At 43.6% G+C, this 14,722-nt stretch carries 11 protein-coding genes; 9 read left to right on the forward strand and 2 right to left on the reverse strand.

Annotated elements, in window-relative coordinates:
* The first annotated feature begins 661 nt into the window (after nt 1–661).
* The 3 genes from EG814_RS09340 to EG814_RS09350 all read left to right on the forward strand — a co-directional run bounded on the left by EG814_RS09340 (nt 662) and on the right by EG814_RS09350 (nt 4,622).
* Entirely contained in the window at nt 662–3,016 is a 2,355-nt protein-coding gene (locus tag EG814_RS09340) for an arylsulfatase (RefSeq protein WP_125721183.1), read from the forward strand.
* Between the two features lie 155 nt (nt 3,017–3,171).
* The gene (locus EG814_RS09345; RefSeq protein WP_125721185.1) at nt 3,172–3,507 is read left to right on the forward strand and encodes a hypothetical protein; all 336 of its coding nucleotides are present in this window, start codon (nt 3,172–3,174) and stop codon (nt 3,505–3,507) included.
* 533 nt (nt 3,508–4,040) lie between these two features.
* The gene (locus tag EG814_RS09350; protein WP_125721187.1) at nt 4,041–4,622 is read left to right on the forward strand and encodes an NAD(P)-binding domain-containing protein; all 582 of its coding nucleotides are present in this window, start codon (nt 4,041–4,043) and stop codon (nt 4,620–4,622) included.
* Between the two features lie 125 nt (nt 4,623–4,747).
* Here EG814_RS09350 and EG814_RS09355 read toward each other — a convergent pair whose 3' ends face one another.
* Entirely contained in the window at nt 4,748–5,128 is a 381-nt protein-coding gene (locus EG814_RS09355; protein ID WP_125721189.1) for a response regulator, read from the reverse strand.
* A gap of 508 nt (nt 5,129–5,636) precedes the next feature.
* Here EG814_RS09355 and EG814_RS09360 point away from each other — a divergent pair.
* Nucleotides 5,637–5,885, forward strand: coding sequence for a DUF6965 family protein (locus EG814_RS09360; RefSeq protein ID WP_125721191.1), 249 nt, complete (start codon nt 5,637–5,639; stop codon nt 5,883–5,885).
* A gap of 67 nt (nt 5,886–5,952) precedes the next feature.
* Here the strand turns inward: EG814_RS09360 and EG814_RS09365 are convergent, their stop codons facing one another.
* Nucleotides 5,953–6,396 carry a response regulator gene (locus tag EG814_RS09365; RefSeq protein ID WP_125721193.1) on the reverse strand — a complete coding sequence of 148 codons (444 nt, stop codon included), beginning with the start codon at nt 6,394–6,396 and terminating at the stop codon, nt 5,953–5,955.
* Nucleotides 6,397–6,875: 479 nt separating this feature from the next.
* Between EG814_RS09365 and dinB the strand changes: the two genes are divergently transcribed.
* The 5 genes from dinB to EG814_RS09390 all read left to right on the forward strand — a co-directional run bounded on the left by dinB (nt 6,876) and on the right by EG814_RS09390 (nt 14,675).
* Nucleotides 6,876–8,060, forward strand: coding sequence for a DNA polymerase IV (gene dinB / locus EG814_RS09370; protein WP_125721195.1), 1,185 nt, complete (start codon nt 6,876–6,878; stop codon nt 8,058–8,060).
* Nucleotides 8,061–11,138, forward strand: coding sequence for a DNA polymerase III subunit alpha (locus EG814_RS09375; protein WP_125721197.1), 3,078 nt, complete (start codon nt 8,061–8,063; stop codon nt 11,136–11,138).
* 24 nt (nt 11,139–11,162) lie between these two features.
* Nucleotides 11,163–11,783 carry an alpha-ketoglutarate-dependent dioxygenase AlkB family protein gene (locus EG814_RS09380; protein WP_125721199.1) on the forward strand — a complete coding sequence of 207 codons (621 nt, stop codon included), beginning with the start codon at nt 11,163–11,165 and terminating at the stop codon, nt 11,781–11,783.
* Nucleotides 11,784–11,907: 124 nt separating this feature from the next.
* On the forward strand, nt 11,908–12,150 hold the full coding sequence (locus EG814_RS09385) for a DUF3606 domain-containing protein (protein ID WP_125721201.1): 243 nt from the start codon (nt 11,908–11,910) through the stop codon (nt 12,148–12,150).
* A 272-nt stretch (nt 12,151–12,422) separates the two neighbouring features.
* Nucleotides 12,423–14,675: an ATP-dependent helicase gene (locus tag EG814_RS09390; RefSeq protein ID WP_125721203.1), complete on the forward strand. Its 2,253-nt coding sequence runs from the start codon at nt 12,423–12,425 to the stop codon at nt 14,673–14,675.
* The last annotated feature ends 47 nt before the right edge of the window (nt 14,676–14,722 follow it).

Raw genomic sequence — 14,722 nt, forward strand, 5'->3', positions numbered from 1 at the left:
TCGCATCAGGTGAAGGCTGGCCTGCTAGAGGCTTCATTGAGGAATCAAATTTCTGTCCATCCTGCTTTGCACAGTTTCTTCAGGTGATTTCTATAATATTAAATATATTTTATAGAACCGTTGAACTCTATTCATCTGGATTTATATTTTTACACTTCGGAGGATAATTTATAGAGCCAAAAAAAGACAACTCCGTTAAAGAATAAACAATCTTTTCAAATCCTCCATAATATTTTTAGAATTGTATGTTCGTATACGGGCATTAACCAATTAAGTTTTAGATTTTTTTTCGTCAATCCCCAGCAGGACATCTAAACCAAATTCATAAAGCCAATGAAAGACAGCCTCTACTTCCAGTAAGACAATCTCGTCAGATCCTCCATAAAATGGTTTGTAATCTGTCCTTTACGGGTCACAAAAGCCAAATGGCGCCAATTCAAGACAATTGGCGCCATTTTTTTTATACTTTATAGAACAATAAGTACATTCATTTTTTGCTTCTAAGAAATAGTGCTACCACAAACTGTTTCTTATCCATGAAATCAACAATTTCACTATGTTCATTTCTTAAAAATGGTTTCATTTTATAATTTGCAACAAAGTTATGAGTTTTACATAAAGAATTAGGGTTAATTTTATATGGAATAATTATAACTGCCTTATGAAAAAACAAATCCTTTATTTAGTTATACTTCTTGCAAATTCAGCGGCATTGTATGCTCAGAATGTTTTACCATTTCCGCCAACCCCGACTGCGTCTATTCCAGGAAGGACTTTGGCTGAATCTGTGCATAAACGCCGTGTCGAAGAAAAACATCTTCCGCCAGATGCCCCTAATATTCTTATTATTTTAATTGATGATGCAGGTCCAGGACTTCCTGATACCTATGGAGGTGAAGTGCACACGCCTACCCTTTCTAAAATTGCAGGTTCCGGTATTTCATACAATAGATTTCATTCAACGGCAATGTGCTCTCCAACAAGAGCTTCATTGCTTACAGGACGAAATCACACACGCGTTGGAAACGGTCAGATCACCGAATTAAGTAATGATTTTGATGGCTTTAGCGGTGTAATCCCTAAAACTTCTGCTACTATTGCTGAAATTTTGAAAAATTATGGCTATAGTACATCTGCATTTGGAAAATGGCATAATTCGCCTGCTTCACAAACCACAAAAGCAGGGCCTTTTGATTATTGGCCTACTGGTTACGGATTCGAATATTTCTATGGCTTTCTTGCCGGAGAAGCTTCTCAATATGAACCTACATTAGTAAAAAACACCACTTTTGTCAATCCGCCAAAAACTCCTGAAGAAGGATATCATTTGTCTGATGATTTGGCAGACAATGCTATTGAATGGATTGATAACCATCAGGCACTTGAACCTCAAAAACCTTTTTTTATGTATTGGGCAACTGGTGCTGTTCATGGCCCGCATCATACGCTGTCAAAATGGGCAGATAAATACAAAGGCAAATTTGATGACGGTTGGGATAAATATCGCGAGCGAACTTTTGCCAGACAGAAAAAACAAGGCTGGATTCCACAAAACGCACAATTAACAGCAAGACCGGAAACCATGGCATCGTGGGAAAGTATCCCAGAAACTGAAAAGCCTTTTCAACGAAGGCTGATGGAAATTTTTGCAGGTTTTGCCGAACAGGCCGATTATGATGCAGGAAGAATTATAGAAGAACTGGAAAGATTAGGAATACGCGAAAATACTTTAGTATTCTATATCTGGGGAGACAATGGATCCAGTTCGGAGGGACAATTGGGAACAATTAGCGAACTGCTGGCCCAGAATCAGATTCCGACAAAAGTAGAAGATCATATTAAAGCCATGGACGAATTGGGCGGACTGAAAGTTCTCGGAACACCTAAAGCTGATAATATGTACCATGCAGGCTGGGCTTGGGCAGGAAGTACACCTTATAAAGGAACAAAACTTCAGGGTGCTTATTTTGGAGGAATCCGTCAGCCTCTTGCGGTTTCGTGGCCAAAAGGCATTAAACCCGACAAAAAGCCGCACAGTCAATTCTCGCATGTAAATGATATTGCGCCAACTATTTATGAAATTCTTAAAATCAAACCGCCAGTTTCTGTAAATGGTTTTCAGCAGGATCCTATTGATGGTGTGAGCATGCTTTATTCTTTTAATAACGCTGATGCTAAAACCCAAAAGAAAACCCAGTTTTTTGATATTATGGGAAGCCGTGGCATTTACAGCGACGGATGGTTTGCCTGTACATTTGGACCAAGAATTCCGTGGGTTGCCGTTACACCCGGACTGGCAACCTGGACGCCCGATAAAGACAAATGGGAGTTATACAACTTGGAAGAAGACTTTACTCAGGCAAATGATCTTGCGACAAAAAATCCTGAAAAGCTGGACGATTTAAAACAGCTCTTTCTAATTCAGTCTGCCGAAAATAAGAATCTGCCTATTGGCGGTGGTCTCTGGACTATTTATCACCCTGAAGATGCTATACAAAATCCAGCCAACTCGTTTCATTATCAAGGAGAAATTACACGTATACCTGAATTTTCAGCCCCAAAAATTGGAAACCGTCCAAACACCATTATTGTAAACGCTGAGGTTCCAGAAAATGGCAATGGTGTCCTCTTTGCTTTAGGCGCTTTTTCAGGAGGTTTAACCTGTTTTGTTGAAGATGGAATTATTAAATACGAATATAATCTCTTTGAAGTCAAACGCACAAAGATTTCAAGTAAAGAAAAACTGAAACCCGGCAAGGCAGTTATAGAAGTGACCCTGCAGCCCAAAGCTAGTCCATTATCCAAAATGCTTCATTCTGCGGATCTCACAATTAAAGCGAATGGCAAAGAAGTTGCAAAAGGGGAAATTCCAATTTTAATTACGCTTGGCTTCACGGCAAATGAATGTTTAGATATAGGAACAGATTTGGGGTCTCCTGTTTCACAATCTTATTATGATAAAGCCCCATTTAAATTTAACGGAACTATTAATTCAGTGGATATAAAATACAATTAATAATATTCTTTACATGCTTCATTATATTTGTACAATTGTATATTAGTCCACTGTCACAAATTATTTAGTTTTTATATTTTTTGCATCAATCCCCAACAGGACTTCTAAACCAAATATACAGAAAACTTCATATAAGCCTAAATAAATGATATTGTATGAATACAGGATTTTGGATTGAAACAAACTGGGGAGAATCTCATGATAATGTAAATAAAAATGAGATTACCAGTATGCTCTTAATTTTTTTTAAAATTGAGATGCCAAATGCGGTGCTTTGGATTGGAGATAATGATGGCATGCGTGCTCTGGAAATACATAAGAATTTCAATGTCCATTATATTAGCGGAGAGAATATGGATCAGCGAAAAAGCATATCGGCTCAAAGCGCAGAACATTGCTCTAATCTTGTTAATATCTTTATCAAATCAGATTTTATGCTTTTCATTAATGAATTTTACGCAGGACATAGTCAAATTTTTCATTTGAATTAATATCGATTCTGATACTGAATAGGAAGAAAAATAATCCTGTCAAGCAACATCATTTTTCATAACGGCTTAAACTGACTGGTAACTTTCTGATATAAACGTGGTACATAACTTTTTTGAGAATCAAAAGTCAGCATATGTGAGGTCTGCTGGATATAGGTTCAGTAATATGCCAGTTTTAACACTGCCATAACTCTAAATAAGCTGTCCATAAAAGTTATATACCATCGGTTTTTATAGGTACTTTCATTTTTTCCTTCGCCTGCTGAACCACAAAAAAAACTGTCTTAATAAGAAATCTGCTGACAAATTAAAAACTGCGTAAAAACAGTAAAAATACCTGCTCCATTCTGTAAAATACTGCTTAAATTTAGACAGTTAAACAATAGCTAAACAGAATAGTAGAAAAATAAGCAAGTCTTATAAGGTTTCCGCTTATTATTAATGATATTGTTATTTTACTCGGATAATATATTATAGAGAAAGATAGAAAGACTCTCCAATACTTCCGAATAATTCTAACCTAACCTTAACGTATGAAAATAGGAATCATTGGAATCGGAACCCTCACTCTGGAGCTGGCCTTCAGGGCTTCAAAAAAAGGGCATACTGTTCTTGTCCATAATCCAAGAGGCAATACACTGGTAAGGGAAACGATTTCAAAAGAAGAAAGCATTAAGCTCAGCACCTTGGAGCACTGCGCTGAGTCAGATCTAGTGATACTCTTTGTCCCGAAACATGATCTGGAAGCCGTCATTTCCGGACTTCCCGATATGACTGGCAGAACGGTGATCCATACAAGCGGGCTTATTCTTGATCCCAAATCACTGCTTTCGGGTCTCAGCTATGCCATGACTTATAAAATCACTGCGGCACTGCTTCCCGATGCCCATGTGGTCAAGCTTTTCAAGCCCATGAAACTGGAATCTGGCCTATCTGTTTCAGCCGCACCGGAAAAGCAGAAAGAAGAAATCTTCTACATTTCCAGCAATGCCACATCGGGACTGCAGGTAAAAACTTTTCTAAGCGGTCTGCATTTTGAGGCAAAGGACTTGTCAGCAAGACTTAGGCTGCATCACACGGGTCTTGCTGGAGTAAACCCATTTCTTTCGCCATGAGCATACTGCCTTACGCGTTGAGAGAAAAATGATCTAATCAGCTGCTCCTTTTACAAATGCTGATTTTCAGACAAACTTAGCTTTCGAAGGCTAAAACAAGAGAATATATAAAAAAGTAGAACGATTCAAATCAGTCCTGCCAGTATCTCTTTAAGCTCCTCAAATGTATTGGGCTTGGATATGTATTTCACCACGGTGTTGTTTCGCTCGAACCACTGCACCATTACTTCTTCAGGCGGAGTCGAAAGGACGATAACATCAATATTCTTTAACTTCTCTGCATTACGCATGCGCTTTATAAACTCAAGACCATTTACAACGGGCATATTATAATCCAGAAAGATAATATCTGGGAGATCCTCTGAGGCGGCTAACTGCTCATAGGCACGAGATGGATTTAGTTCTGCGCGGTATACGACATCTCTATTTACGGCTTGCACTGCTTCGGTGAAAAGCTGCATATCGTCAATGTCATCATCAATAAGCAGTATATTTTTATAAGGCATATCTGTTATTTTAGTTTTATTAAGGCACTTGCTTTATTATTGCCAAGTTACTAATTTACTGTGGTAAGTTCCAAATGCGTTTGTTTTCTAATTGCGGTGTAAAGGATCTAGGACTAGTTAACTTTGGGATTTAATCATAATTAAAAAATAGTATACGCCTGAATCCTGCACACAAAAAAAACTCCCTACAAAGGGAGCCCTTTGGCGGCCGGCGCTTGCCTGAAAAGCATATGGCAATTAACTCAATCATTTGGGACAGAACATACAGACGAACCCCGCCAGCCAGTGTATTTTCTGACTGATTTAAACAGTATCATTACCAGTATAAAGACAAATTTAGTGTCATTTAAAGAGTTGCAATTACAAGATCTTTCAATAATCTTACAGTATTCAAAGCCTGAATCAAAATTTGAAGGCAAGAATATAATGTGAATAAAACAGTTCGAACATTAGGTCAAGAACCGCTTCACGCCTTGCTTGATGCAGGGTTTTTATATAATTTTACGGCATGAATTACGAAGACATAAAACGCCATTTTGAAAACAATCCTCCCCCAAAAGAAGTGGAATGGACCCCATGGGCAAAGATTACCGATACGCAGGTTTTCTTAAGGAGCTGCTACACGACCATCAGAAACTTTACAGGGCCTATGGACCGATGTCCTGCCTGGTGGCATCTTAGGGATTTTTATATCCTGATGAAAAAGACAGCACAGCAGCCGTCGGCAGAATCCCTGCAGGACACCCAAGATGAATAAATTACCGGCCAGGAATCTTCTGAAATTCAGCAGGCGGTCTAATTATTCCCAAAATTTAAGACCAGCATCAAGCAGAAACTGCCCGCTTGAACGCTGTTAAAGGGCATTTATATTTTTGGCAGGCAGAGGAAAGTTTTTTACTACGCCCCACTGCATTCAAGTCTATGGCCAGTATTTGCGCAAGCAGCTTCTTAAGCTGCCGGAATGAGCCGGGATTAACCGCATAAAAGCCAGCACCCAGCCGATAGGATATTTCAATATGCGCCGTGCTGCTGCTGGTGGAAAGCACAACTGTTTTCATGCCCTGGAAGCTGCCGCTGTCCTTAATTTCCTTCAGGCATTCAAAGCCATTCTTCAAAGGCATGTTGATATCAAGATATAAAATGTCTGGCTGCTCCCTTTGGAACTTGAGAAAATCCTCCACAAGCTGCTGTCCGTCCTGGGACACCTTTACGGCTATTTCAGGATCGAGTCCCTGAGCGCTTCCAAAAAAAGAATGCTGTCGTCTCATCGTCCTCTGCCAGAAGAATAGCTATAGGGGAATGGTGCTTTTGTGGCATAGCTTAAAAAATTATGCAGTGAGTTAAATAATTAAAATCCGCAAAAATTTATACCGGGCAATATAAGCTTTTGTAAAACTTTGGCGTAGGGGCAATCATCCATATGCAGCCGGCATCATAAATGTAAGAAAATTTTCTTTACCTTAAAAAAAGGCACCCTAAACATTTGATTTTAAAAAACTTAACATCTAAATCGCATTTTATTGGTACTCCAATCCAAATGGACTTATCCAAAAAGTAACAGACAGTTTTAAACTTTTAAAAAGCTTTTGCGTAATTTCTGAATAAAGAAGAAACTGCTCTAAAAAGCACCAATTTAAATCCCCTTAAAAATAAGGCTTTTATAATTTTGTTACTATTTATAACATCATATTTTTAAAAATTGTTATCATCTGCAGCTAATTTTGATCTGCATAAATGAATAGAAACTATGAACAGGGCAATTGTACACATTGACATGAATACGTTTTTCGTATCCTGCGAAAGGCTTGCCAATTCCCAGCTTAACGGAATTCCATTGATTATCGGCGGAGGCGAAAGAGGCGTGGTGGCTTCGTGCTCTTATGAAGCCCGAAAATTCGGAGTGCGCTCGGCTATGCCTATCCAGATGGCGCTCAGGCTGTGCCCTCAGGCAAAAGTGATGAAAGGCGATATGGAACTCTATTCAAGGCTCTCGCACGAAGTGACAGAAATAATCCAGGAAAAAGCGCCCGTGGTGGAAAAAGCCAGCATCGACGAGTTTTATCTGGACATTACCGGAATGGATAAATTCTACGGGAGCTATAAGTGGACCGATGAGCTGGCGCAGCGCATCACAAAACAAACAGGCCTCCCGCTAACCTTTGCCCTTTCAGTCAATAAAACCGTATCGAAAATCGGCACGGGAGAAGGCAAGCAGAAGCAGAACCTTGAAATACCCGAACATCTGGTGCAGGCTTTTTTAAATCCCCTTTCGGTCCGCAAAATACCGATGGTGGGCGATAAGACTTTCCAGCTGCTCTCGCGCATCGGGATCCGCACCATAAAGACCCTTTCAGAAATGCCGGCCGAATCGCTGCAGCGCATGATCGGCCAGAACGGCATCGAGCTATGGAAAAAGGCTAACGGCATCGACAATAATCCGGTAGAGCCTTACACGGAAAGAAAGTCGATTTCCACAGAACATACCTTTTCTCAGGATACCATTGACATTGCGAAATTAAACCGTGTGCTGCTGGGCATGGTGGAGAAACTCTCTTACCAGCTGCGTTCCGAGGCGTGGCTGGCTTCCGCTGTAAAAGTGAAGATACGTTACGCAAATTTTGACACAGAAACAAAACAATGCCGTGTGCAGCACACTTCGGCTGATCACATACTGGCCAAAATTGTGCAGGATCTTTTTGATAAATTATACCAGCGCCGTATGAGGCTGCGGCTGATTGGAGTTACGTTCAGCGGACTGGTGCGCGGGACCTATCAGATTGACATTTTCAATGACACCGAAGAAATGCTGGCACTCTATCAGGCCATGGACCGCATGAAGAACCGTTACGGTTTTGATGCGGTAATGCGGTGCGCAGGCGCTTCCTTTAAGCCCAATACCAAAAATGAAATATTAAAACGAAAATCAGAGTAAATGTATCTCAACTGCCATTCCTTCCATTCCCTGCGCTATGGCACCATACCGCTTGAGGACCTGATATCCAAAGCTTCGGACTTGGGCATCAGGGCTATGGCACTGACTGATATCAATACCGCCACTGGGATTTACGACTTTATAAAGGGATGCCAGGCTGCGGGCATCAAGCCCATCGTGGGAATGGAATTCCGCTCCGGCAATGCCCTGCGTTATATCGGACTGGCGAAAAATGCGGCAGGTCTTGCAGAAATGAACCGTTTTCTGACCCGGCATAATTTTGACAACACAGAACTTCCCTTAATCGCTCCAGCCTTTGAAAATGTTTTTGTCATCTATCCCTTGGAGAATGTGCCCTCTGTATTAAGAGAGCATGAGTTTATCGGCCTGCGCCCCGAACAGCGCCCTTCACTGGTTATGGGCAATTGGAAGACCAAAGCAGACAGCATGGTGGTGCTGCAGCCTGTCACCTTCCGCACTAAAACCCAATACAAACTCCATAAGATACTGCGGGCCATAGACCTGAATGTAGTTTTTTCACGCCTCTCCCAAACAGACTGCTGCAGGCAGACAGAAGTCATGGTGGGTCTGGACAGGATCCTTAAATGCTATGACGGCTACCCCCAGATCATCTCCAATACAAAAGAAATAATTGAACAGTGCCATTTTGAATTTGATTTCAAAACGCCGAAAAATAAAAAATTCTATACCAACAGCAGAAAAGACGACTTGCAGCTTCTCACCACCCTGGCCCAGCAGGGACTGGAATGGCGCTATGGAAACAATAATGCAGAGGCAAAATCAAGGATGCTGCGGGAACTCAAAGTAATTGACCAGCTGGAATTCAGCGGCTATTTTTTAATCACATGGGATATTATACGCTTTAGCAATTCTCAGGGATTCCTGCATATAGGACGCGGCAGCGGGGCCAACAGCATTATTGCCTACTGCCTTGGGATTACCGATATCTGCCCTTTGGAGCTGGATCTCTACTTTGAGCGTTTCCTGAACCTGAACCGCAAGAGCCCTCCGGATTTTGATATTGACTGGAGCTGGAAGGAAAGGGATGTTATCCTGGAATATATCTTCTCCCGCTACGGCTATGATCATGTGGCTTTCTGCGGCACCAATGTGGAATTCAAATACCGCTCCATATTCCGTGAGGTCGGCAAGGTCTTCGGGCTTCCAAAAGAAGAGCTCGATGCATTGGCCAAAAACCCTATGGCGCTGCATCCCACCAATGAAGTGGTCCGCGAGGTGCAGCAGTATGGAATGATGCTCGAGGGATATCCCAACCAGAGAAGCATGCATTCCTGCGGCATACTCATCTCCGAGGAGCCCATTACTAATTATTCAGTTCTGGAGATGCCCCCAAAGGGCTTCCCTATAGTGCTTTTTGACATGCAGACGGCCGAAGATATCGGACTTGAAAAGTTTGACATCCTGAGCCAGCGCGGGATCGGGCATATTGACGACAGCGTAAAGCTTATTGAGAAGAACCGCGGCATACGCATCAACATCCGTGACACCAGGATGTCAAAAGATGAAAAGAGCTGCAACAGGTTTCTTTCCATAGGCAGAACCATAGGCTGTTTCTACATCGAAAGCCCGGCCATGAGGGGCCTTCTGCGGCGACTGAAATGCGACAATTACAAAACCCTTGTGGCCGCCTCATCCATCATACGTCCCGGAGTGGCACAGTCTGGAATGATGAAAGAGTATATCTTCAGGCACAACCATCCCGACAGGTTTGAATATTTCCATCCCGTATTCCAGCAGCAGCTCGGGGAAACCTACGGCATTATGGTATATCAGGAAGACGTGATCAAGATTGCCCAGCACTATGGAGGCCTTACAGCTGCTGACGGGGATATCCTCCGGCGCGCCATGTCAGGAAAAGGGCGTTCCAAAGCCGCACTGCAGAAGGTAAAGGATAACTTCTTTGAATCCTGCAGGGCCCAAGGGCATCCCATCGCGCTGAGCGCTGAAATATACCGCCAGATCGAGTCCTTTGCAGGCTATTCCTTCTGTAAGGCGCACTCGGCTTCCTATGCCGTGGAAAGCTATCAGAGCCTGTATCTGAAGGTGCATTATCCAATCGAGTTTATGGTGGCAGTGATCAACAATCAGGGCGGTTTCTACCGCACCGAAGTATATGTGCATGAAGCTAGGATGTCTGGGGCCACCGTGCACAATCCCTGTGTGAATAAAAGTGAAATCCAAACCACTCTGTATGGCTCTGATGTATATCTGGGTTTTATGCATCTGCAGGGCCTGGAATCCAAAACAGCGCTTCTCATTCAGCAGGAACGCGAAAAAAACGGGCTGTACAAGTCCCTTGAGGATTTTATCAACCGCATAGCAATCGGAATCGAAGCCATACAGATCCTGATTTTCATCGGCGCGTTCCGGTTCACCGGCAAGACAAAAAACCAGCTGCTGGTGATTACCCGCCTAATTCTGGTAAACTTTAAACCCCGTACCCCGCTGCTGCTTCAGGAGCCTGTTAAGGAATTTATACTGCCGCAGCTGGAGCGCTCCGCTTTTGAAGATGCTTTTGATGAGATTGAACTGCTGGGTTTCCCTGTCTCGTGTTCCCCTTTTGATCTGCTTCAGACCCCTTTCAGGGGCAATGTGATGGCGCAAGACCTTTTGGCCCATCATAAAAAACAGGTGCGGATGCTGGCCTATCTCATCTCGCGCAAGCATGTGCCCACAAAGATGGGCGCTATGTATTTCGGCACTTGGATAGATGCCAGAGGGGATATGTTCGATACGGCACATTTTACAGACAGCCTCTCGGCATACCCCTTTCAGGGAGGGGGATGCTACCTGCTGCTGGGCAATGTCGAGGTGGATTACCATTTCCCGACCATAACGGTCATAAAGATGGCTAAAATGCCCTTTATACCCGATCCGCGCTATGAGCATGAGAACGATTGGAAATACAGGGCCCAGCAGAAAATACGCGAGGATGTGAGCATGACCCATCGCGCACCCTATCCGCAGGAACATGAAATCAATATCCCGCGGCTTAAAATGAGCAGTGGACAGGCCTCCGGCATGCCGGCAGTCTGAATGTGAACTGAAAAACTAAACAAAATGATGCTTTTTGATGACACTGAAATTTTTTCATCAGGCAATGGCGGCAGAAGGATATTTGACGCCCCTGATGCCGAGCTGCTGCTGATTGATAATTTTTTCAATAAACAGGAATCCGACCATTATTACAATGTTTTATACCATGGCACGCAGTGGAGGGAATATGAAATGCCTATGTATGACAAGGTCGTTACCGCACCGCGCATGATCTGCTGGTATGGCGATTCTGGCAGGCCTGAGCGCAAATCCAATCCCCACTGGCCCTTGGAGCTGCTCCAGATCAGGGAGCGCGTGCAGGATGAGACCCGCATAAACTTTAATGCCGTGCTGCTGAACCTTTACAGGGACGGCACAGACGGTGTGGGATGGCACAGCGACAAAACTTCTTCCAGCAACAAGAACATGAACATTGCCTCTGTGACTTTTGGGGAAACCCGCCTATTCCGCCTGCGGCATAAGACCCTCAAGCACATCGAGCCGATAGAAATTCCACTGCACCACGGCAGCTTTCTGATGATGGCGGGAAGCACCAATACCTATTGGGAGCATCAGGTGCCTAAAACAGCCCGCCAAGTCCTGCCTAGGATCAACCTCACTTTTCGGCAGGTGCGCGGGACATAAAAAATGCGGCTCCTTATTTTAAAAAGCTGATAATCATAGAAATGCTATAATATTCCTTTCTTATCATATAACAGGATTATGCGGCTTGATGCTAACTTTGGATAAATCATTAAATTTAAAAATCATGGAAAATAGAAACAATATGCCACAAAGCGATGATATGCATATCGATATCTCTCAGCAGGCAGAAATCCAGCAGTGGGCAGAAAAGCTCAATGTCCCTGAAGAAATATTGAAAGATGCCGTAAGGGCTGCAGGAACAACGGTTGAAGAAGTAGTGGATCATCTTAATGGAAATTCCCCTTCCAGGGAAAGCGCCTCAGAAACCGTGCGCCTGAAAGACGGCCCATGGCATCAGGGGGAATGAAAATGGGCAGCAGTTATTAAGCTGTTTTATAAAAAAAAGCAGAAGCGGTTTGCAAAAAATCCTGAAGGGCATTTATTTCCAGATCCTCTTCAGGATTTTTTATTTGAATCGGCTCTTTATACTGGCAATGCATTATCTTATTGCAATGTCCCTCCAAAGCCAATCGGGCTCAATGCCGCTGCGCTTTTCAATTAATTGCATAAATTTGCGTGCCTATTTCATTTTACCTGACATCAGCTAAAATAGGGTTCAAAAAAAAATCATCCTTTAAAATGAACGATCCGATTCTTGAAAACCTTAATCCGAGCCAGCTTCAGGCCGTAAAAACCACAGAAGGCTACGTGCGCGTTATTGCCGGCGCCGGGTCGGGGAAAACAAAAGCGCTTACCTCCCGCTTTGCCTACATTGTGGACAGGCTGGGCATCAACTCTTCCAACATCCTCTGTGTGACCTTTACCAATAAGGCCGCACAGGAAATGAAAAAAAGGGTCAAGGCGCTTATCGGGGATCTCTACGATGTGAGTTTCATCACCACCTACCACGGCTTCTGCGTGCGCTTTCTGCGTGAGGAAATCAATAAGCTGCACTATCCAAAGAATTTCATCATACTGGATGCAGAAGACCAGAAAACCATCCTAAGGGAAGTCTTCACAGAATTGGATATCAACTCAAAAAACCTGACCTTCAAACAGGTGCTGCGCTTCATCTCCAAACAGAAAAGCACCTCGGACTATCTGGGGTATATGATTGAAAACAAAAGCTTCACTTCCGATGAGAAGGACTCGCTTTCCAGCCAGGTCTATCAGAAATATCTGGACAAGCAGAAACGCAACTATGCGCTGGATTTTGACGATCTGATCCATTTCACGGCTTTTATCCTGGACAGCAATCCCGATGTGCTCTCCAAGTGGCAGCAAATGCTGCATTACATACAGGTGGATGAGGCGCAGGACAGCTCAGACAGCCAGTTCCATCTGGTGGAAATGCTTTCGCGCGTGCACCAGAACCTGTTCCTTGTGGGCGATCCCGACCAGACCATCTACGAATGGCGCGGGGCAAAGCCCGAGTATCTGGTGGAATTCGACCAGATGTTCCCTGATACCCAGACCATCTTCATGAACCAGAACTACCGTTCGACCCCCAACATCCTGAAAGTCGGCAACCATATCATCAAAAACAACACGGTTAGGGTGGATAAGGATATGGTCACCGACAATCCCGAAGGCGTTGAAGTGGTGCATTTCCACGGCAAAAATGATTTTGAGGAAACCTTTTGGGTGGCCTCGGAAATCAAGGAAATCATGAAGACAGAAAATGCCTCGTATTCCGATATTACCATACTCTACCGCTCCAACCATCTTTCAAGAAATATCGAGCAGGCGCTGATCAAGGAAAATATCCCGTATGCCATATTTGGAGGCATCCGTTTTTTTGAGCGCAGGGAAATCAAAGATGTGCTCTCTTTTCTAAGGCTTATCGTGCAGGGGGATAATTTCTCCTTTCTGCGCATGTTCAACCACCCGACAAGGGGACTCGGCAAAAAGTTCCTCGAAAGGCTGAGCCTGCTGGCAGGCGAACAGAATCTCCCGCTGCTTCACACGCTGGAGAATAATCTCCAGGATAAGAAACTCAATAAAAAAGGGGCTTCCGATTTTCTGGCACTGGTATCAGAATTGAAGAAAGATGCGCAGTCCAACTCTATTTCAGACCTTGTAAAAATCATACTTGATAAAAGCGGGCTTTCCGAACTATACCGCAAGGACGGAGACCAGGACAGGCTCGAGAATATCAAAGAGCTCGTAAGCTCGATGATGCTCTTGGAAAAAGAAAACAACGGCCCTGTAGATATCGTCGAATACCTGCAGGAGATAGCCCTGTACACGGATCTGGACAAAGACACCGAAAATCAGGACAAGGTGCGCCTGATGACCATACATATCTCTAAAGGCCTTGAATTCCCCTATGTCTTTCTGTGCGGCTTCACCGAAGGGGTGCTCCCGAGCGCCTTATCGATCAAAGAAAGAAGAAAGCGCGCCATAGAGGAAGAAAGAAGGCTGATGTATGTGGCGGTAACGCGCGCCGAGAAGCGGTTTTATATGACAGACTCCGAAGGGTTTAATTTCACTACCGGACTTAATAAATACCCGTCAAGGTTTCTCTTTGAAATCAAGGAGGAGTTTTATGTGCGTAAGGGAAAGCTGTCCCCGGAGATCCTTCAGTCCTCGCAGGCCACCGCAGCATCCTTGAAGAACACCCAAGAGACCGCTTTCAAAGAAGGGGATATGGTGGTGCATCCCGTATGGGACAAAGGGGAAGTTCTGGCAGTAGATATCGAAAAAAAACAGTATCTGGTGCATTTTTTTGAGATGGGGAAGGAAAAGCCGATTGATTTCGCTTTCCGATCTCTGGCCTTAGCGCCCGCTTCCGAGCAGCAAAGCGCTTCGCCCGATGCCCTATTGGATCTTCAGGAAAGCCTGAAGAATGCTCCCGATCCATTTGCAGATGATAATGGGCCTGAAAATTAAAAATAGGAGAAGCCATGTCAGCAAAAATGGAAATTAAATAACCTCCA

This window comes from Flavobacterium ustbae (genome assembly GCF_003946915.1).
Taxonomy (GTDB): Bacteria; Bacteroidota; Bacteroidia; order Flavobacteriales; family Flavobacteriaceae; genus Flavobacterium; species Flavobacterium ustbae.

Coding starts and splice junctions, on each gene's coding strand:
- EG814_RS09340 (WP_125721183.1), top strand. CDS start 662: ATGAAAAAACAAATCCTTTATTTAGTTATACTTCTTGCAAATTCAGCG.
- EG814_RS09345 (WP_125721185.1), top strand. CDS start 3,172: ATGAATACAGGATTTTGGATTGAAACAAACTGGGGAGAATCTCATGAT.
- EG814_RS09350 (WP_125721187.1), top strand. CDS start 4,041: ATGAAAATAGGAATCATTGGAATCGGAACCCTCACTCTGGAGCTGGCC.
- EG814_RS09355 (WP_125721189.1), bottom strand. CDS start 5,128: ATGCCTTATAAAAATATACTGCTTATTGATGATGACATTGACGATATG.
- EG814_RS09360 (WP_125721191.1), top strand. CDS start 5,637: ATGAATTACGAAGACATAAAACGCCATTTTGAAAACAATCCTCCCCCA.
- EG814_RS09365 (WP_125721193.1), bottom strand. CDS start 6,396: ATGAGACGACAGCATTCTTTTTTTGGAAGCGCTCAGGGACTCGATCCT.
- dinB (WP_125721195.1), top strand. CDS start 6,876: ATGAACAGGGCAATTGTACACATTGACATGAATACGTTTTTCGTATCC.
- EG814_RS09375 (WP_125721197.1), top strand. CDS start 8,061: ATGTATCTCAACTGCCATTCCTTCCATTCCCTGCGCTATGGCACCATA.
- EG814_RS09380 (WP_125721199.1), top strand. CDS start 11,163: ATGATGCTTTTTGATGACACTGAAATTTTTTCATCAGGCAATGGCGGC.
- EG814_RS09385 (WP_125721201.1), top strand. CDS start 11,908: ATGGAAAATAGAAACAATATGCCACAAAGCGATGATATGCATATCGAT.
- EG814_RS09390 (WP_125721203.1), top strand. CDS start 12,423: ATGAACGATCCGATTCTTGAAAACCTTAATCCGAGCCAGCTTCAGGCC.